The following is a 20102-nucleotide window of genomic DNA, read 5'->3' on the forward strand; positions in this document are numbered from 1 at the left end:
TTTTGGAGGAACCGCTATATAATACTATTCAACCGCGATGCCACCGAATCGGCCCGATACCACATGATCATGATACTTCCATGCGCCCTTTTCGGTGAACACAAATGACCATGACTCGCCATCGGCAAGATCACGACATGCGTCAAAAAGTTTTGGTTCATCGACAGTGTTACATTTTTTGATATCAGACCCTGGATACACCGTATGGGTCGGGTGCATGGCTGACGCAGGCCAGCTTGCCGCACCACTCTCGTTTTGAAAGCGAACAGCTTCACCTGCCTCGATAACTATATCCTTTGGCATAAAACCGTCTTTAGTAATTTTGATGACAGTCTCTTTGACCATTACTTTTTCCGTCTCTTCTTCCACTTCTTTCTTTGCTTCCATAGCTACTTTGTCATCGGTCTTTGACTGTTCGGGAGCGTTACCAGTCAATACGACAAAACCACCAATACCAATAAGTACTACAATGACAATTCCTATAAGAAATTTATTCATAGTTTTTAGATTCCTAGTCTTTTTAGTTTTAGATGAAACCTACTAAAAGTCAATGGACTAGAGTCCCGTGGTACCGAACCCGCCCCTGTCGGGCGCACCGAGATCATCAACTTCTTCGAATTCTATAGCATCAGCTTTGAGCACGATACCCTGTGCGATACGTTCACCACGCTCGATGGTCACCGGCAAATCCGTATAGTTATAGACAAAAGCTTTATACTCGTCGTTGTTGCCACAAAAATCCCGATCAACAATACCAACGCTGTTTGCAAAAAAAATACCGCGCTTGGGAGTCGAAGACCGCGGCGCGAGCAGAACCATATGACCCTCGGGTATTTGGATGGCTACATTAAGTGGCACAAATCCGAGTGAGTGTGATTCAATGGTCACCGTCTCGCGTGAGGCAAGATCAAACGCAACCGCCCCGCCCGTGTGGTATACGGGAAGCGGTAAACTTTTATCAATACGGCGAATACGGATTTTCATTTTTTAATTTATCTCTTTTGATGCCTCTGTGCGGGCAATCTCGATCGCACCATAAAGTCCGCTTGTAGATTCGAGCGATGCAAGAGTAATCTTGGGAAGAGTTGGTAATACTAAAATAATCTGTCCTAAGCGTTCAGCCAGTACCGTCAGCGACAACCTATCTTTGAGTGCTCCTCCTACCACCACGATATCAGGTGCCCAAAAAAGAATTGTGTTTGCGACGCCGATTGCAAATTTTTCTGAAACCTCTTGCCACACTGCTTTATCAGATATCATCTCAGGTTTTTTACCCAATCGCCGTTCGATACCCGAACCCGATACAAGCGATTCGAGCGTGATATAACTTTGGTCATGATGAGCAATAATTTGATGTCCCGGTTCAAATCCAATACGGTGAGCATCAATCTTGCCGTTTACAATGCGTACACCGCCAACACCAGTACTTACGGTTAGATACGCCACAATGCCATTCCCCTTGCCCGCACCGCGTACAGCCTCACCGAGACCCGCAAGCGCGGCATCATTTTCAACAAGTACTCTCACGCCGAGTGCCGCAGAAAGGTCAGCGACAAACGGTTTGTCTACCCAACCTTCAAGATGCGGCGCGCGTACCAAAGCGCCTTGAACTTGATCGATCACGCCAGGAAGTCCGCCTGCTGCAATTTTGAACTGACCTGATGCGGCATATTTTTTTGCGGTATCAGCCAACAGGGCAATACCGTCTTCGTAGCGCAAAGGTGTTTGGGTGATGACAGGACTGCCCTCAAGAGACATGTCGTCGCGCGAAAAGCCAATGCGCGTATGCGTGCCTCCTACATCAAAGACAAAAAACATCTAGAAGAGAACCTGCTTGCCGACAATAATCTTGTAGACATTTTCAATGAAATCGCCGCCAGCATACCCCACAATAAACGCGATGCCAGGAGTCACCATGCCGCCAAGTATAGGAATGCCTGCTTCGCGTATAGCAATAGCAGTGAGTACGCCAACAACACCTGAAAGAAACATGGTTCCCAAAAAATACGGGAGGTTGAACTTTGTGTCTTTAAACTGAAATTGGTATTTAATAAAACCGACAAGCCCACGCACAACCCCGCCGCCGAAGCCTGCAATCAAGATGTATACATAAAAACTCTCCATGATATTTTTAGTGTATCATGAGGGGCAAATGCAGCACATGTGCTGATGTGTGTATTATATAGCGACAGCAAGGCGAGGCCTTGATAATAACATCCCCGAGATCGCATCGCCCCTGCCTGTCGGCAGGGATCATCGCATCAACAAAAAGTGGCACAATATAGAAAAGATTCTAGCCGGCGACCTCGACCCCATCATCAAAGCGTTTGAAAAACAAGCCTAATTATTGCGCCACAACAATACTAAACGACGCGTCGCTAGAATCACATAACGGCTTTCCGGGAACAGTTGGGCTATCTTTGCTATTGTCGCAAAGAGTAATTTTATACTGTCCGGGTAAGATATTAGTCCAATTTGACGGCAGTAAGAAACTGTTTTTCCCGTCACTTCCGTTGACCTTAATTGAATATACATTGCCACTTACGGGACTATACAACATTGCGTCGAGATATTCACCATAGTAATTCTGAGACCAAACTAAATTTATAGAAGAGTTTTGGATGTATTGCTCTCCCCCATTCGGTGAAAGAACTTTGATAGAGGGCAAACTGTTTTGCTGACCAACTTTTACTGTAATTGAAGAACGAACGGTTTGCGCACTATCATCAGTAACAGTAAACGTCGCTGTATATGTTCCAACACTTTGATAGGCATGCTGAAAAGTAGCAGATTGTGCTCGTGTTCTCCCGTCGTATGCTTGGCCGAATCCGCCTAGCATACCGCAACTGTTATCTCCCCAGCAAACATCATATGCGAGGTTGCCCTTTTCGGAATCGCTTGCTTTTATGGTCCACGTACCAGTCTCCCCAACGCCGAGACCGGTCGGACCGCTTATCTCGCCAATAACTGGCGGCTGGTTGCCACCTTGACCGGGACACGCGGCAAACTCACACTTAGGTCCCGTGCGGCTTACATAGGAACCATCAGGGCAGAGTTTTGCTTCTTGTGTGCAGGCGATAGGTGGAGTAACGACCTTAATACCACACCCATACAGCTGATTCAATTTCTTGCGTGTGGCGGGGCCCACATAGCCCGTGCCATGCGCGAGACCCACTGGCGTAAGAATCTCGCTTTTGTATTTTTCTTGAAAACCGACGACTGCGGAAGCCGTGTCTTCTCCGAACGTGTCTCTGAAATTATCGCTGTCCGGATGAATTGGATTTGCCCCAATTATATTTTCTAGATTAAAAATTTTATGGAGCGCTTCCGTGTCACCACCTTGATCACCGATCCTCAAATTTGTGTTAAATGTATGACACCATGCCGCTGGAACAGCAGGTACCGTCTTGCCCGTCAATGCTGACTCGACATTAGCGACTACCGTGGTATCTGCGCCGAATGAGCGGAGTAAACCAAGTATTGCATCAATCTGCTGCTGTGTGAGCCCTGCTGCAGATGCTACGGGGGCGATGGCGAAAAGGCTTATGACAACCCCAAAAATGAGTTTTTTCATATGCATCTAGTGTACCTCCCCCAACGCAACTTTGAAAGCCCCTTGTGGACAAAATATTTCTGTGGCGACAGCAAGGCGAGGCCTTGATAATAACATGATGATTCGGTTGTGGACCTGCGGAGAATCGAACTCCGACACCTCGGATGCAAACCGAGTGCACTGCCACTATGCTACAGGCCCATTTGAAAAACGCCCCCGAGGGAGCGTTTTGATAGTATCATATATTGGCTTATCGGCAAACTATATCCACTACCCACGCAATAAGCTTATTCAAGATCCATCATAGGAGTAGTCTCATCGTCTTCAAAATCATCTTCGAGTCTCCAATCGTCAACGCTACGCGAATCAGTCGGCTCCGCGCGCTCGATAACTGACGCACCAGATCTATCAACCCTCACAAAGACTTTCAGGCGACCTCGGCGTTCGAGCTCTTTACCTTGACCTGCCTCCACAAAGTACCGCTCGATACCATACTCAATGCCAAGACCAGAGACTCCCCTATCCCAAACATTTCTCGGTGTGTCCTTGGGGATACTGGTCACCTTACCCTTGATGGCCGTGCTGTAATCAGTCGGCTGATTTTTTGAAACACCAGTCGCGCGCCAAACATCATCATAACTATTTTTCTCAAGCGTCACATAGACTGTATCTCCTACCGAAAACTTTTCATCTGAAAGATACTGACTTATCGTCGATATTTCATAGCGCAATGCTACATATTCACCGCGAATCAAATCACGCGGGTCAACGGGTACGGTACGCAACACTACCTGAGTACCGGTAGAAAGCGTGTAGAGTCGCTGGGCGAAAAAACCACCGATCACTGCGAGTTGCAAAGCGACAAAGACGATAAAGAGTAAAAGTTTTTTGTTGCTCATAGTGCAGGACTGCTATTCATTTTTGTGATAAGTGATCTGCGAAAGCGTTCAAGGGCTACCGCCAGAACCAAGAGGAGCAAGCCACCCGCGATAAAGGCAAGAGAAGTCGGGATCTCGAGCGCGAAGAAATCAATATAGCGCGAGATAACATGTACCAAGAAAAAGAGAAGGCCGAGATTTACAAAAAGTCTGCGGCGCTCAAAATATCCGAGAATGATCAACATAATATTGAACGCGAGAAGCACCGCATTCCACGGCAACACATAGGGATGAAAGTAAGTGTCACCATATCCAAACCCACCCATGAGCGCCTGCCGAGCAGACTGGCCAGCATCTATAGGGAAAAGAGCGAATACCAAACCAAACACAGCAAAAACCGCGAGCAACCCGCCCTCACGAAGAGTAAGACGACGCTCCTCTGGCGTACCATGCATCATAAAGAATGCCGCAAGCAAAACCCCCGTCAGCACCACCAGCCCCCAAAAAACATAGAGCGCAACGCCAGTAAGAGCAAAGGGTTTATCCCACAAAAAGAGCATAGTATTCCAACTTAAGATATAGGTTGGCACCGCAAACGCCGCACCGCCCAAAAAGCGCGTAGTAAAACTGAAATCTTCTCCGTTTGGCAACGCACGCATAAGACGCCCTGCGAGCATAAGTACGATGCCTAAAAAGAAATAATTGAGCATGACCTGTACGACGACAGCCTCATTGAGATTTTCGATATTCCAATGCCACGCGGCATTGGCAACACCGAACCACCCTAAAAACGCGAGGAGTGCAAATACATATGCGACACGAAAACGGAAATACACGATAACTGGCAAAACGATGACAGCCAGTAAAAGTATGAAAAGATAATTGGGAATCGGCTGCGTATTATTGAAAAAGCCTACATCAAAGAAACTGCGTGAAAGCGACCATATGGCAAATACTACCGTTGAGAGCACCATGAGCCATTCGTCAGCAAGGAGAAGTACGAGTGGCAAAAGTCCCCCGGCCCACATCAAAAAGAGAGTTGCTGGATTGGCATTGGTATGAAAGAGCTGCGCTACCAAAAAGAGGCCTGTGCCATACAGAATGCCGCCGATAAGAATAACTGCTTGTCCAATCTTTGCGTAGTCTTTGATGTACTTGAGCCAATAGCCAACACCGTACGCAAACGCCGTGGACGCAAGGATAATAGCTATCTTCCCTACGACTGGAATCTCCTGCCAGTTTGAAGCAAAAAACAAAAGCGCGCCGAGACCGATAAGTACGGCGCCCAAAATAGCGATAACCGTCACTACGCGGTTGCCTGCACGCGCCTGCAACGCCTCCTCGGCATTGATACCCTCTGCCTGCAAAATGCGGCGAGCCGTGCGGAGCGAGATGACCCCCCGCTCGACCCACGATTCTACTTTTTGAGAAAGTTCATTCATGGAATACACCCACTATACCACGCCGCTCAATTTTACCAAATGATGAACAAGACCAGGAAACTCGAGTCCTGCATGACGCGCCGCGCGTGGGAAGAGCGACTCTGTGGTAAGCCCGGGCAAGGTGTTTACTTCGAGTACATAGAGTTCGGGGGCGCGGCGCGTATACTCAGGCGTTTTGATGATCATATCAGTACGCGAATAGTGACGAAGACCAAGCGCATGATGTGCTACGAGCGCCGTCTCTTGGATCTTTTTCAACATCGCACCGTAAAACTCTGCAGGGCAGATTTCTTGTGTCTTACCATTGTATTTTACCTGATAGTTAAAAAATGGAGCGTCTGCCGGAGGTATGATCTCGATTGGTGCGAGCGCGGCATGCGCCTTTCCACCAAAATTTTCAAGCACGCCGCAAGTAATCTCTCTACCTGGTATAAATTCTTGTACGATCAAATGCGTATCGACAGCAAGCGCCTTTGCAAATGCCTCGGGTAACCCGTCGCGCGTCTGTACTTTTGACACGCCTACCGATGACCCGCGCGATCGCGGCTTTACGATCCATGGTGGCGCACCAAACGCGAGTACCGCGCGTGGATCAAGGCTGTCTTTACTCATCACCATGCTTTTCGGTATACGAAGCCCTGCTTTTGCCAAAATATCATGCGCCATGGCTTTATTCATGGCTATAGCTGACGCAAGCCCGCACGCTCCCGTATACGGTATATGCGCGCGTTCGAGAATATGCTGAACATGACCATCTTCCCCATATTCACCATGCAGTGCATTGAATACGCCATCGACGCGTAGGAGCGCTTCGATGGGACTGAGCCATTGGCGCTGACCCCCAAAGAGCCACTCGCCCGTGCGCGTGATAAAAATAGGCACTGCTTCATACGCACCTTCGAGCGCGCGAATCACATTGAGCCCCGAGAGTACCGAGACATCATGCTCGACAGACGGCCCACCTAACAGCACACCAATGCGTTTCATTAGAGTGCGGGGCCTATATCGTAGAGCGTATTTGCAGGATTGGCGTCTCGTTTGAGAATGGGATTTTTCTTGTCTTCAATATCTGCAGACAAAAGATATCCTTTGGCGCTTCGCGTATAACGGTATTGTTTTTTGGTGAGCGGATCGGCAGGTAATGTCGCCATATATTCGGAAACAAGTTCGGAAAGTTTTACCGGATACGATCCTTCGCGTTTTTTATAAAGTTCAAGCGCGGTACGCATGCGTGAGAGATCAGAGAGACGACGCGCGTCTCTGGCATCAGCATTGTCGCTGGCGAAACCTTGGCGCGCATAGGCAAAAAGATTCTCGAGCAATTTCCGTACATCATAATGATCAGCGGGCGCCGCGATACTAATTGGCTTATCAATATCTGAAAGTTCAGTCGTGAGATTAAACTCAATGACCCCCTCTTTACCAACTTCTTCGGGCAAGGAGCTTGTGGCACTAACCACAAACCGGACAAGCTTGCCCGAATTTTTATCAACCCATGCGTTCACTTCGACATTGCCGATTTGAGAGAAAAGCTCTTCGGTACTCTTTTGATTTTCCTCATTCTCCTGACCGGTAAGGCCACCTGTCATACGCATCGCCTGCATGACAAAACGCTTGAAGGAATCTTCATCGAATGACCCCTTGATGCGATATCGATCAGTACCATTTTCCTGTTCGCGCACAATTTCGTCACTCCAGACAACAAGCCGCGTCTCTTCCCATAGTTTTTCGATATCTTTGGTTTGTTTCTCGGTTATCAAGTCTTGCCGTTCATTGAAATCAAGGTGATATCCGACAAACGACGGCTCAAGCTCGGAGAGTTCTTTGACATAATTATTAAAATCAGTTTCAAAGGTATCAAAATTGATCGAGACCCATCTACCGGTGATATCGGCAGAGGTAAATCGCGGGATAGATGGATCAACCGTAGCAGAATCAAAATAAGGTAATTTGGTTATCTGAAAATAATAGGTATCGTCGACGAGTTTTGATTCAAACTCTGTATTGGAGCTTGGAAAACCGGGCGTGATAAAATCTTTGGTACCGAGGGTAAAGGTTGTCTCACTTTTTGGTTTTTCTAAATCATGCATATCAACCGCCCCCTTGGCACGCATAGTAAAAGAGTAGTTCATATCAATATCAGAGACAGTATCCCCTGCTGTCATAGCGCCCAACGCAAAGCCCGCGAGCGGAGGTATGAAAGGGCGCACCGCTCTGCCAAGCGTCGCCTCGGATTCTCGTATTTTCATTTTCAATTCAGCATCATAGGTATATGATTTCATGCCCTGCGCCTCAAGAAGGGCACTCTTAACGATCGCTTGGGGTTTTAAGGCGGTCTGATAGTACCAAAAACCCGCGGCCGCACCTGATGCGGAAAGGAAAAAGATCGTGACAAGAACACCAGCGAGTACACGGTGGCTGCGAGTGCGCGGCGGTACACCGATAGATTCTAAGACGGGCGAATGAGCGACCGATGAGCTAACGCGAGCTGACGCAAGTCCGCCCTCAATAAGATTCGATACGACTTCCTCTTGCATTGGTTTGAAGCGGGGCGGAAGAGTGGACTCTGGCTTTATTTCAGGTTGAGGCGTGACAATCTTTGGTTGTTCTATCTTAGCTGTTTCTGCACGAGGTAGTGGCTTGATAAGCTGTGACTCGGATACACCCATGATGAGTGGTTCGGGCGTTGGCTTTTTTAGTTCAGAAATTTTTGTATCAAGCGATATCGTCTTTGCGACATCAGGAGTACCCATACGGGGCAGCTCTTTGAGATGCGTAGGTTCGGCAAGTTCGTTGCCTGGCGTAATGGTTATTTTTTGTACCTGGGTGATGCGTGGCGCTGTAATCGTACCGGTGGGAACGCCGAGGGAAACTGGCTGGGCAAAACTTGATTTGGTAAAATCGATTGGTTTTGGTTGTCCCGCAACTGTCTGTGTATTTTTTTCTTCCCATTGTGGTTGGGCGCGAGACGCAGATTGCGCGGGTGGCGGCTCTACTGCTGGCTTTTGATCGGTCGCGCGCGACTCAATAAACGCAAGATCAATCTCGCTCGCGGGCCAACCGGACTTTTCAAGCTCTCTTCGTAATACGGCATCAGAAAAACCTGAGACTCGTGTTTTTTTAATGTAATCAATGGCGATTTGACGCATCATTACCCATAGTATTGCAAAATGTTGCCAAATATGCTAGAGTGCCTATGTCCCTCGCAAAGGGATTTTTTGTTGCCCACAAGGCGATAAATACCTTTTATGGATATGACAATCCTTGCGGCCTTTATCGGGTCGTTCCTGGGGAAAGTTGGAGTGGTCTCTGTACCCCCTCCACCGCCTCCCCCTCCTGCTGTAGTAGTAGAACTACCACAAATCGAGAAAGAATATGACTGCGAGGTTACTGGGTACTCGTCTCGACCAGAAGAGACAGACGATACACCATTTATCGCGGCATCGGGGCACACCGTACACTGGGGCATGGTGGCATCAAACGCCTATCCCTTCGGTACACAGCTCCGCTTTCCGGATCTTTACGGAGACAAAGTCTTCGTAGTGAAGGATCGGATGAATTCGCGCTACACAAGCCGAATGGACATCTGGTTTCCGGAATATGAAAAGGCAAAGTCGTTTGGTTTAAAGAAGACCAAAGTCCAAGTGCTCCGTGAGCGCTGGTCGCCTGAAGTCTCGATGAAGTAGATTGAATCTACCGGGAAAGGAAAACACTAAAATTGAATACTGACCGGAAAGCCCCCGCAAGGGGGCTTTTGTGTTACTCTTCCTCTAATTTATCGCGTAATGCTTTCTCGAGGTTTTTGCGTTCTTGTTTGTTTTCTTTTAGAAACAGACGCGCGGCGTCATACCCATGCCCGAGCTTAAGATCACCGAAGGTATGTGAAGCACCATTCTTTTTGACCACGCCGAGCTTTACGCCGAGGTTGAGCAAATCTGCCTCATATGAGATGCCTTCATTGAACATGATATCAAACTCGCCTGCGCGAAAAGGAGCGGCAACTTTGTTTTTTACCACCTTAACCTTTACACGATTACCGATTGTTTCTTCAGCTTTTTTGATCTGCGCCATGCGCCGCACATCAATGCGTACCGATGAGTAAAATTTGAGTGCTTTGCCACCTGGCGTCGTCTCAGGGTTACCAAACATCATACCAATCTGCATGCGGATTTGGTTGATAAAGATAACAGTAGTATCAGTTTTAGAAACAATGGCCGTGAGCTTACGAAGCGCGTGCGACATCAGTCGCGCCTGCAAGCCTATATGTTGCTGACCCATATCGCCCTCTATCTCCGCTCTAGGTGTGAGTGCTGCGACAGAATCAATGACAATAACGCTCATACCGCCCGAACGCACTAGACTTTCGACAATATCAAGCGCCTGTTCACCGGTGTCAGGTTGCGAGATAAGAAGCTCGTTGAGATTGACGCCGATCTTCTTTGCGTAATCAGGATCAAGCGCATGCTCAGCATCAATAAACGCTGCAACGCCTCCTTGCTTTTGAGATTCACGGATAATATGCAAACAGAGTGTTGTCTTGCCTGATGATTCAGGACCAAAAATTTCAATGACACGCCCTCGTGGTACACCTCCTACGCCAAGCGCCCAATCGAGAGAAAATGAGCCGGTAGGGATTGCCTTAATAGCAACTTTGGTGACATCGCCGAGTCGCATGAGCGATCCTTCGCCAAATTTTGACTGTATCGCCTTAACTGCCATATCTACTACGCCAGATCGTGAGTCTCCTTCGGGTTTTGCTTGTTTTTTTACCATACCCACATACTACTCGACGACTATATGACGCACAACCTTGGCCTCGCGACCAATACGATTTTTAACACGGATGTCAAGGATATGAATCCCTTTCTGTACTGGCAATTCGAGCCGAAAATCGCCGACATCATCACTAAAAACTTCATACCCATTTACCTCAATGCGTGATTTTGGATCAGTCTCGCCCGCTATCGCCACCGAATCTGCGCGTACCAAAGCGCCATCAGCGGGTTCTAAAACATATAAATCTGGCACTGAAAAAAATGTTGACGAGTGAAAAAGAATATATCCGACACCTAAAATGCCTATAAAAAAAGCGATCATGACTGCCGCGCTCTTGTGGCGTAAAGGATAGCGTGATACTCCATCCCGAAAAAGATAATCGGGCTGACGAATATTAAGAGACATAGCGCCCATCCTCAGTATTTCTGCTAGCCAAAATCTCGCGCGCCTTGGCGCCATCACCCGGCCCTACGACACCGCGCTTTTCGAGTAAATCAATGATGCGCGCGGCGCGTGCGTAACCAACACGCAAGTGGCGTTGTAAGAGCGTCGTCGATGCTTTGCCGGTATCCATGACTACCGCGTATGCTTCTTCGTAGAGTGGATCATCTTCGTCGTCACCATCGCCGCTGCGACCGTTTGCCTGTGCTTTTGCATTAAGGATTTCTTCATTGTACGCGGGCTCGTTTTCTTGAGTATGGATAAATGCCGTCACTTTCTTTACCTCACCATCAGAGACAAACGCTCCTTGTACGCGCTTTGGCTTGCCCGCGTCCCCTGACAGAAAGAGCATGTCGCCATTACCCAAAAGTTTTTCAGCACCCGCCATATCGATAATCGTACGCGAGTCGATCTGTGAGGCGACCTGAAACGCCATACGGCTTGTGATGTTTGCCTTGATGAGTCCTGTGATAACCTCGACCGATGGACGCTGGGTGGCGATGATCAAATGAATGCCAACCGCGCGTGCCATCTGCGCGATACGCACGATTGACGCCTCAACTTCCCTACCAAATGACGCCATCAAATCCGCAAGCTCATCGATAACAATGACGATATAGGGCATGAACTCATGCGAGCCCGTTGAGTTATATGAAACAATATCGCGAGCCTTTGCCATCTGTAGGATTTTATAGCGCTCCTCCATCTCGCGTACTGCCCAGCGAAGCGCGGATATTGATTCTTTTGATTCGGTAATAACAGGCGTAAGGAGATGCGGCAAATCTTGATAGTGCGCGAGCTCTACGCGCTTTGGGTCAATCATCAAAAGACGAAGCGAGAGTGGGGTATTTTTATATAAAAGACTCATGAGCACCGAATGGATGGCAACTGACTTACCGGATCCCGTGGATCCCGCGATAAGCATGTGTGGCATCTTTGCTAAGTCCGCATAGGTCGCCTCGCCTGCTACATTTTTACCGAGCGAAAAGGTCAGCGGACCACCACGCTGATATTCTTCTCTTTCAAGAAGACTTCGCAAACCTACCAATGAGATCGTACGGTTCGGAATCTCAATACCGACAAATGATTTACCCGGTATCGGCGCCTCGATGCGAATGGGATGTGCGGCAAGCGCGAGTGCGAGATCGTTTTGAAGTCCTATGATGCGGGCAAGTTTCATGCCCTGCGCAGGCTTGAGCGTGTACTGTGTGACTGATGGGCCAACACTCACCTCACCCATCTCAACGGGAATACCAAAATCTTGGAGTGTACGCGCGATGATATTGCTATTTGCCTTAATGTCACCTGGTGATGGCTTGCCACGATCATTATCTAAAAGATTGAGTGGTGGCAATACATAATCAGCCGCCTTGCGCTTGAGCTCTTTCATAATCTCGGGGGAGACATTTTTACGATCATCTTTTTTTACCTCGCGGACCGGCTCAGATGCAGCCATTATCGGCTCGTCATCAGTAAATGAGGGCGTGGCAAGGATGGGGGCAATCATCTTGATCGGCGCGTTTTCTTCATCTTCCTCATTTCCTTGCAACATTCTTGGCATACGCCTAAGTGACGCGTTGAATGTGATGAGCATAGATATCAGAATGAGCGAGACAAAAATAACACCGCTCGCAAATGAATCAAAAAAATAAAGCATGGGTTTGGCCGCATACGCGCCTATCAGACCCCCCGTGCGCTCACCAAATCCAATGTCAGCCAAAGCCAAGCTTGATACCAAAAAGAGACCTGCGCCGATAAGCGGCAAGCTGACAAATTTTTGCTTGAGTGAGAATAAAAGCGCTGCCGCTATGAGTGAAAGTGCTACCGGCAATAAAAAATATCCGCGACCAAGCAAGAGCGAAAAGAGCGCATAGGCCCATTCACCTACACGCCCTGCCACCCCAATCCACGCCATAATCGAGAGAACGGCGGCAACTAAGGCAACGATCGCAACAATGCTATCTCGTGTCTCGGGAGCTAGGAGCGGCTCACGGTCTTTCTTGGAGTTTTCTTTACGGGGTTTTTTCTTTGCCACCACTCTAGTATAGAGGTTTTTTGCCGTGTGGCAACGAAAAACTTACTAGAACTCTTCTTTCTGTTTGAAACCGGTACCTGCTGGAATGAGGCGGCCGATGATGACGTTTTCTTTCAGACCCAAGAGCTTGTCTTCGCGGCCTTCGAGAGCTGCGCGAATGAGTACACGACTGGTTTCCATAAATGATGCCGCTGACAAGAAGCTTGTGGTCGTAAGTGCTACACGCGTGATACCCATGAGGAGCGTCGTGCCTTCTGCTTCTTCGCCACCATCTCGACGCGCTTTTGCATTTTCTTCTTCGAGAAGTGTACGCTCGATGATCTCGCCAATCGCAAGATTAGTAGATCCTGAGGCTTTGACTTTCACGCGGCTGAACATTTGGCGTATGACAACCTCGATATGCTTGCCGTTGATGGTCGCGCCCTGCAGTGCGTAGACACGACTTACTTCGTTGAGGATATAGTGTTGTATGCGCTCTTTGCCTGCGATCTCGTAGAGTTCCTGCATATCGGCCGGACCGTCGCAGAGGTTATCACCGGGTTTTACCTCAAAACCCTTTTTGACAGTGAGAATACGGCCAAATGGTACGGTATAGGTCTCGACTGATTCTTTTCCTTTTTTATCATGACCAGCAACTGTGATAATTTTCTCGCGGTTTTCCTCGACGATATCCATCACGGTTCCTTCAATAGTTGAGAGTATCGCCTTGTGTTTTGGTATACGCGATTCAAAAACTTCTTCTACACGAGGAAGACCCAGCGTAATGTCACCTGACGCGCCGGCCACACCACCGAGGTGGAAGGTACGCATAGTCAGCTGGGTACCCGGCTCACCGATAGCTTGGGCCGCCACAATACCGACTGCCTCGCCCATACGCACGGGGGTATTTAAACCAAGATCATAGCCGTAGCAAGTCTGGCACATGCCGCGCAATATGCTGCAGGTAATTGGAGAGCGAAATGTGGCTGATGGTACATCAAGACCTTCGATCATTTCTGCCTCTTCAACCGTGATAAGATGTCCTTTCTTGAAAAGTGCTTTTTTGGTTTCAGGATGTTTAATATCAACCGTGAGTGTGCGGCCGAAAATGCGCTGGGCAAACGATGCGCCAATTTCTTTGAGGTCTTCTTTGATAACCGTAATACCCTCTTCGGTGCCACAATCCGATTCGGCAATAATAATATCTTGCGATACATCGACGAGACGACGCGTAAGATATCCTGCGACCGCAGTCTTAAGCGCGGTATCGGCGGTACCCTTACGCGCACCGTGAGTAGAGATAAAGTATTCGAGAGCAGAGAATCCTTCTTTATAGTTTGAGAGTACGGGGAGCTCGATGATGCGCCCTGATGGGTTTCGCAAAAGGCCCTTCATACCGGCCATCTGACTGACTGAGTCCCACGAACCACGAGCGCCCGCGTCAACCATGGAGAACACCGAGCCGTTGGGCTCAACCGCCTGTGGAATAAATTGCGAAACCTCGTGCTTCACACGCGACCATACTTCAATAACCTTTTTGTAGCGTTCTTCTTCGGTCAGAAGACCATTAGCATATTGTTCAGCGATCACTTCAACTTCTTTGTTTGCAGCCTTAACAATCGCGTCCTTCTCGGGAGGTACTCGCAAATCGTCCATACCCCAACTCATGCCGGATTTGGTGATCGATGAAAAACCAATGTCTTTGATTTTATCGAGAATAGGTGGGAGAGCGGCCTGACCATATTTACGGAGCAATTTACCAATTAATTTACCAAGTTGTTTTTTGCCAAGCTTTTCGTTGATAAAACCGAAGTCGTTCGGGATTGCGATATTGAAGATCATGCGCCCAACTGAAGTTTCCAAGTATTGTGCTGCTCCTGCCTCCATATGAGAGAACACGCGCACCTTGGCACGAAGATCAATATCGTCCATATCATGGGCAAGAATTGCTTCGTTCTTTGATGCGAACAATTTGCCCTCGCCCTTCGCACCGTCTTTAATACTCGTCAGCCAATAGCAACCAAGCACCATATCTTGCGTAGGAATAGCGATAGCGTCACCTGAGCCCGGTTTGAGTAAGTTGCGTGATGCGGAAATAATCTCACGAGCTTCGCGTTGTGCGTCTTCGGTGAGTGGTACATGCACTGCCATCTGGTCACCGTCGAAGTCAGCGTTGAATGCTGCGCATACCAGTGGGTGAAGCTGAATAGCATTACCTTCGAGGAGTAACGGCTGAAATGCCTGGATACCGAGACGGTGCAAGGTCGGTGCACGGTTGAGGAGCACATACTTGCCATCAATGACTTCTTCCAAGATCGCCCAGATTTCTGGCGTCGCCTCATCAATCAAACGAGATGCGCCGCGAATATTGTGCGCGAGCTCGCGCTCGATAATTTTGTTGATGACAAACGGTTTAAAAAGCTCGAGTGCCATGTGCTTTGGAAGACCGCACTGGTGAAGTTTGAGTTGTGGACCTACCACGATCACTGAACGAGCCGAGTAGTCGACGCGCTTACCCAAAAGGTTCTGACGAAAACGACCCTGCTTGCCCTTGAGCATGTCAGCGAGCGAGCGAAGTGGACGACGCTGAGCTTGGGATGCGACGGGAGTAACGCCTCGTTTGATCGAGTTATCGATAAGCGCGTCGACGGCTTCTTGCAACATGCGCTTTTCGTTGCGTGTGATAACTTCGGGAGCTTTAAGTTCAAAAAGGCGCTTGAGGCGATTGTTACGGTTGATCACGCGACGATACAAATCATTTGCATCAGAGCTCGCATGTCTACCGCCATCGAGAGGCACCATCGGGCGCAAGTCAGGAGGGATAACTGGAAGAGTGGTCAAAAACATCCATTCGGGGCGAATGCGCGCGCGTTCCATTGACTTGATCATACGCAAACGCGCTAAAAGTTTCTTTTTAGCAAGGGGACTTGCAGAAACTAGCTCGAGCTCAAGCTCAGCTACCCACTCACCAAAATCAATCTTCTCGCAAATCTGGCGGAGAGTTTCGGCGCCCGTACCTGCTGAAAAAACGCTCGCATATTTGAGCGACAACCGGTGATAATCAATCTCAGAGAGTACCAGATGCTCGCCCAAGTTTTTAAGCTCTGCCTTCGCGCGGTCAGTTGCTTGCTTGAGCGCGTCTTTGTTTGGGGCATTTTTTGATTTGAGTTTAAACTCACGATCAATGTCACGAAGCACTTCCTCGCGCGCTGTTTCATTGACAGTCGTGATAATGTACCCCGCAAAATAAATAATACGCTCGAGATCTACTACCGAGAGATTGAGTAACAGCCCGATGCGTGATGGCACCGAACGCACAAACCAAATATGCGCTACGGGGGCGGCAAGCTCGATATGAGCCATACGCTCACGGCGCACCTGCGCTTTGGTAACTTCAACGCCACATTTATCGCACACAATACCCTTATAACGAATACGGCGATATTTACCGCAGTAACATTCGTAATCTTTCGTCGGGCCAAATATTTTTTCGCAGAAAAGGCCATCGCGTTCGGGACGCTGGGTACGATAGTTGATAGTTTCAGGCTTAGTAACTTCGCCATGTGACCACCCAAGTATGTCTTGGGGAGAGGCAAGCTTGAGTACGATTGACTCAAAATTACTGCCCTTGCGTTCGTTTTTATCCATTGTGTTCATATATAATGTATAGAATTAGGCGTATCGCTCCGTGCGTTCCCGACCTTTGCGCGCTGGGCGCTCTTCTGAATCTTCTGCGGTCATATCTTCTTCGGGAGCAACTTCTCGCTCGTTAATGATGACATTGAGCGCGAGACCCTTCATTTCATTTACCAACACATAGAATGATGCGGGTACGCGCGGATTTTTGAGCTTCTCGCCTCGCACGATCGCGTCATACATGGCGGCGCGTCCAATAACATCATCGGATTTAATCGTGATCATTTCTTGCAAAGTATGTGATGCGCCGTATCCTTCGAGTGCCCATACTTCCATCTCGCCAAAGCGCTGACCCCCGCCCTGTGCTTTGCCACCAAGCGGTTGCTGGGTGATAAGCGAGTAAGGCCCGATTGAACGCATGTGGATCTTGTCTTCTACCATATGGTTAAGCTTCAAGACATAGACATTACCTACCATTACATCGGATTCAAATTTTTCACCGGTGCGACCGTCGAAGAGAGGCACCTTGCCTGAACGCGGGATGCCGGCCTTCTCAAGCTCTTCTTTAATTTCATCTTCGGTAGGACAAATAAATGGTGGGCAGATTGCCTGATATCCAAGCTTGCGTGCGGCAAGACCCAAGTGTGTCTCCAAAATCTGACCGAGATTCATACGAGATGCAACACCAAGCGGGTTGAGGATAATGTCTACTGGACGGCCATCGACAAGGTATGGCATGTCTTCTTCGGGAAGTACTTTTGAGATAACGCCTTTGTTGCCGTGACGGCCCGCGAGCTTGTCGCCCACTGATATTTTGCGTAATTGTGCTACTTCAATAAGAATGCGTTTGATAACACCAGTCTCGAGACGATCGCCTTTCTCGCGCGAGAAAGTTTTGATGCCGACAATACGGCCTCGTTTGCCGTGTGGAAGGCGCAGTGATGAGTCTTTTACTTCTTTTGCTTTCTCACCGAAAATGGCACGGAGCAAGCGCTCTTCTGGCGTAAGATCCGATTCACCTTTTGGTGAAATTTTACCGACGAGGATATCGCCCGTGCGAACCTCCGCACCGACACGAATCACGCCGTCTTCGTCGAGATCTTTGAGTTTTTCTTCACCGACATTGGGAATATCGTGCGTGGTGATTTCTTCACCAAGTTTGGTATCACGAACATCTATCGTAAACTCTTCAATATGAATCGAGGTAAAACGATCGTCTTTTACCAAGCGCTCCGAGATGATGATCGCGTCTTCAAAAGTTGCGCCACCCCATGACAGAAACGCGACGATAAGGTTTTGTCCTAACGCAAGCTCACCCCCTTTGGTCGATGAGTTATCAGCAAGTACCTGCCCCTTAACGACGCGATCCCCTACTTTGACGATCGGCATATGGTGAAGAGAAGTATCTTGGTTTGAGCGAGCAAAAGTTACCAATTCGTACTCTTTGTCATGATGTCCCGTGCGTACCGAAATGCGGGAAGCATCAACATAGATCACTTTGCCGTCCTCCTCTGCGAGCACCAAAAGACCGGAGTCAGCTGCTGCTCGTGCCTCCATACCCGTTGCTACCAAGGGATTTTGCGCCTTGATACACGGTACGGCTTGCCTCTGCATGTTTGAACCCATAAGGGCGCGGTTTGCATCGTCGTGAGACAAAAATGGAATCAAGCTCGTCGCAATACTAAATGCTTGATTTGGGATGACATCAATATAATTGATGTCTACGCGGTTCACGCGTTTTGGCTGGCCTTTGACGCGAGCTTCTACTTCTTCATCGACAATCGCGCCATCTTTTTCATAGTTGATGTCTGCAGGCGCGATAACATACTGCGATTCTTCAAATGCAGTCATATAAATAACTTCAGATGAGATGTTGCCCTTGGTCACCTTGCGGTACGGAGTTTCAATCAAACCAAAATCATTGACGCGCGCATAGGTCGCCAAATAACTAACAAGACCGATGTTTGGACCTTCCGGCGTCTGGATCGGGCAAATGCGGCCATAGTGTGAAGGATGCACATCGCGCACTTCAAAACCGGCGCGCTCACGAGTCAAACCTCCGGGCCCAAGTGCGGACAGGCGTCGTTTGTGCTCGAGCTGTGAGAGCACATTGATCTGATCCATGAACTGTGAGAGCTGGTTGGTAGTAAAAAATTCTTTGAGCACGGACATAAACGGACGCGCGTTGATGATCTGCGCGGGCGTTACCATATCAGTATCAAGCGTCGAGATACGATCATGAATGTTGCGCTCCATACGAGCCATACCAATGCGAAGGCGATTTTGTAGCATCTCACCAATGCCGCGTACGCGGCGGTGGCCAAGGTGGTCAATATCGTCTTCCATCTCATCGGGCGTGTTATTTTTACGGATAACCTCGCGCAAAATGAGCGTCATATCTTTTTTGGTGAGCACACGCGAATCTTCATCGCCACCGCCCATCTGTTTAAAGCGCAAATTCATCTTGTAGCGACCCACCACATGGAGGTCGTACCTGGCGGGCGCGAACATCGAGACGATAAGCTGCTTGGCATTATCAATAGCCGCCATCTCTCCTGGACGAATGCGCTTGTAGATTTCGACATATGCCTCATCAGGAGTTTTGGTAGTATCTTTTTTGAGAGTTTCCTCGATCGATGAGATCTCGCCAGTATCGACATCTTTAAATGCGTCGCGAATCTCGTCATCGGTCGCAAAACCGAAAATACGCAAGATAGAGGTAGCGGCAATCTTGCGCTTTCTATCAATCTTTACCCACATCACGCCATCAGCATCAGTCTCGAACTCGAGCCATACACCACGGCCTGGGATAATTTTTGCGCCAAAGCGTTTTTTTGCACGGAAATACTGCGCGGTGAAATACACGCCGAATGATCGGGCAAGTTGAGAAACAATAACACGCTCAATACCGTTAATGATAAAGGTACCGTGCGGTGTCATAAGCGGAAAATCCGCAAAGAAGATCTCTTGCGTTTTGATCTCACCGGTCTTGCCGTTGGTCAGGCGCACTTTGACACGAAATGGTGCCTCGTAGGTGAGGTTGTTGCGTTTGGCATGCTCAACAGAAGTCGCCGACTCTTCAAGCGTATAGTCGAGAAACTCTATTTTGAGCTGCTTGCCCGTTGTATCTTCAAGTGGCGAGAACTCATCGAGTAGTTCGCGCAAACCTTTATCCAAAAACCATTTATACGACTTGACTTGAGCCTCCGCGAGATACGGAAGGGGGGCTAGGGGCTCTTTGTAGCGCGAAAAATACTTTTTTTGCATATGCATATAAGCTTTTTGCTATTAAAAATGCGCACAAGACAACAAAAACCCCTTTCCCTCATTTTTTGGGGCTTTTCGCCTGTGTGTCGCGCGTT

Annotated in this window: 15 protein-coding genes and 1 tRNA gene; 1 reads left to right on the forward strand and 15 read right to left on the reverse strand. The window is 48.6% G+C overall.

All coding sequences use genetic code 11. The features are described from left to right. Positions 1-24: 24 nt before the first annotated feature. The 10 genes from AAB417_03715 to AAB417_03760 form a co-directional block, all read right to left on the reverse strand. A complete protein-coding gene (locus AAB417_03715; protein MEK7631106.1) occupies positions 25-498 on the reverse strand; it encodes a hypothetical protein in 474 nt (157 codons plus the stop codon). Positions 499-555: 57 nt separating this feature from the next. Beyond that, a complete protein-coding gene (locus AAB417_03720; protein MEK7631107.1) occupies positions 556-984 on the reverse strand; it encodes a dUTP diphosphatase in 429 nt (142 codons plus the stop codon). 3 nt (positions 985-987) lie between these two features. Next, positions 988-1818, reverse strand: a complete 831-nt coding sequence (locus tag AAB417_03725) for an ROK family protein (GenBank protein ID MEK7631108.1) — start codon at positions 1816-1818, stop codon at positions 988-990. Beyond that, positions 1819-2124: a hypothetical protein gene (locus tag AAB417_03730; protein MEK7631109.1), complete on the reverse strand. Its 306-nt coding sequence runs from the start codon at positions 2122-2124 to the stop codon at positions 1819-1821. Between the two features lie 220 nt (positions 2125-2344). Continuing rightward, complete coding sequence (locus tag AAB417_03735; protein ID MEK7631110.1) at positions 2345-3574, reverse strand: PKD domain-containing protein; 1230 nt, start codon at positions 3572-3574, stop codon at positions 2345-2347. A 109-nt stretch (positions 3575-3683) separates the two neighbouring features. Next, a tRNA-Ala gene (locus AAB417_03740) sits at positions 3684-3754 on the reverse strand. An 86-nt stretch (positions 3755-3840) separates the two neighbouring features. After that, on the reverse strand, positions 3841-4452 hold the full coding sequence (locus tag AAB417_03745) for a GDYXXLXY domain-containing protein (protein MEK7631111.1): 612 nt from the start codon (positions 4450-4452) through the stop codon (positions 3841-3843). After that, positions 4449-5873, reverse strand: a complete 1425-nt coding sequence (locus tag AAB417_03750) for a DUF2157 domain-containing protein (GenBank protein ID MEK7631112.1) — start codon at positions 5871-5873, stop codon at positions 4449-4451. The genes AAB417_03745 and AAB417_03750 overlap by 4 nt, the downstream gene beginning before the upstream one ends. Positions 5874-5885: 12 nt before the next feature. Beyond that, on the reverse strand, positions 5886-6860 hold the full coding sequence (locus tag AAB417_03755) for a D-alanine--D-alanine ligase (protein ID MEK7631113.1): 975 nt from the start codon (positions 6858-6860) through the stop codon (positions 5886-5888). Continuing rightward, complete coding sequence (locus tag AAB417_03760) at positions 6860-9025, reverse strand: hypothetical protein (protein ID MEK7631114.1); 2166 nt, start codon at positions 9023-9025, stop codon at positions 6860-6862. Before AAB417_03760 ends, AAB417_03755 begins: the two co-directional genes overlap by 1 nt. Before the next feature lie 96 nt (positions 9026-9121). On the opposite strand from AAB417_03760, the gene AAB417_03765 reads away from it, so the two are divergent. Further along, positions 9122-9559, forward strand: a complete 438-nt coding sequence (locus AAB417_03765) for a hypothetical protein (protein MEK7631115.1) — start codon at positions 9122-9124, stop codon at positions 9557-9559. A 73-nt stretch (positions 9560-9632) separates the two neighbouring features. On the opposite strand, the gene recA is transcribed toward AAB417_03765, so the two are convergent. Genes recA through AAB417_03790 form a run of 5 tightly spaced genes read right to left on the reverse strand, consistent with a single transcriptional unit; the run spans position 9633 to position 20013 of the window. Beyond that, complete coding sequence (gene recA / locus AAB417_03770) at positions 9633-10646, reverse strand: recombinase RecA (GenBank protein ID MEK7631116.1); 1014 nt, start codon at positions 10644-10646, stop codon at positions 9633-9635. A gap of 9 nt (positions 10647-10655) precedes the next feature. Then, positions 10656-11054, reverse strand: a complete 399-nt coding sequence (locus AAB417_03775) for a hypothetical protein (GenBank protein ID MEK7631117.1) — start codon at positions 11052-11054, stop codon at positions 10656-10658. Beyond that, a complete protein-coding gene (locus tag AAB417_03780; GenBank protein MEK7631118.1) occupies positions 11044-13125 on the reverse strand; it encodes a DNA translocase FtsK in 2082 nt (693 codons plus the stop codon). The genes AAB417_03775 and AAB417_03780 overlap by 11 nt, the downstream gene beginning before the upstream one ends. Before the next feature lie 45 nt (positions 13126-13170). Continuing rightward, complete coding sequence (gene rpoC / locus AAB417_03785) at positions 13171-16761, reverse strand: DNA-directed RNA polymerase subunit beta' (GenBank protein ID MEK7631119.1); 3591 nt, start codon at positions 16759-16761, stop codon at positions 13171-13173. A gap of 15 nt (positions 16762-16776) precedes the next feature. Then, positions 16777-20013, reverse strand: a complete 3237-nt coding sequence (locus AAB417_03790) for a DNA-directed RNA polymerase subunit beta (protein ID MEK7631120.1) — start codon at positions 20011-20013, stop codon at positions 16777-16779. Positions 20014-20102: the final 89 nt, after the last annotated feature.

This window comes from Patescibacteria group bacterium (assembly GCA_038064855.1).
Classification (GTDB): Bacteria; Patescibacteriota; Minisyncoccia; order Ryanbacterales; family GWA2-47-10b; genus SICQ01.

Bases quoted from the DNA above. Each gene is read 5' to 3' on its own strand.
- AAB417_03730 (MEK7631109.1), bottom strand. From the start codon at position 2,124: ATGGAGAGTTTTTATGTATACATCTTGATTGCAGGCTTCGGCGGCGGG.
- AAB417_03725 (MEK7631108.1), bottom strand. From the start codon at position 1,818: ATGTTTTTTGTCTTTGATGTAGGAGGCACGCATACGCGCATTGGCTTT.
- AAB417_03775 (MEK7631117.1), bottom strand. From the start codon at position 11,054: ATGTCTCTTAATATTCGTCAGCCCGATTATCTTTTTCGGGATGGAGTA.
- AAB417_03790 (MEK7631120.1), bottom strand. From the start codon at position 20,013: ATGCATATGCAAAAAAAGTATTTTTCGCGCTACAAAGAGCCCCTAGCC.
- AAB417_03715 (MEK7631106.1), bottom strand. From the start codon at position 498: ATGAATAAATTTCTTATAGGAATTGTCATTGTAGTACTTATTGGTATT.
- AAB417_03745 (MEK7631111.1), bottom strand. From the start codon at position 4,452: ATGAGCAACAAAAAACTTTTACTCTTTATCGTCTTTGTCGCTTTGCAA.
- AAB417_03755 (MEK7631113.1), bottom strand. From the start codon at position 6,860: ATGAAACGCATTGGTGTGCTGTTAGGTGGGCCGTCTGTCGAGCATGAT.
- recA (MEK7631116.1), bottom strand. From the start codon at position 10,646: ATGGTAAAAAAACAAGCAAAACCCGAAGGAGACTCACGATCTGGCGTA.
- AAB417_03750 (MEK7631112.1), bottom strand. From the start codon at position 5,873: ATGAATGAACTTTCTCAAAAAGTAGAATCGTGGGTCGAGCGGGGGGTC.
- rpoC (MEK7631119.1), bottom strand. From the start codon at position 16,761: ATGAACACAATGGATAAAAACGAACGCAAGGGCAGTAATTTTGAGTCA.
- AAB417_03735 (MEK7631110.1), bottom strand. From the start codon at position 3,574: ATGAAAAAACTCATTTTTGGGGTTGTCATAAGCCTTTTCGCCATCGCC.
- AAB417_03760 (MEK7631114.1), bottom strand. From the start codon at position 9,025: ATGATGCGTCAAATCGCCATTGATTACATTAAAAAAACACGAGTCTCA.
- AAB417_03765 (MEK7631115.1), top strand. From the start codon at position 9,122: ATGGATATGACAATCCTTGCGGCCTTTATCGGGTCGTTCCTGGGGAAA.
- AAB417_03720 (MEK7631107.1), bottom strand. From the start codon at position 984: ATGAAAATCCGTATTCGCCGTATTGATAAAAGTTTACCGCTTCCCGTA.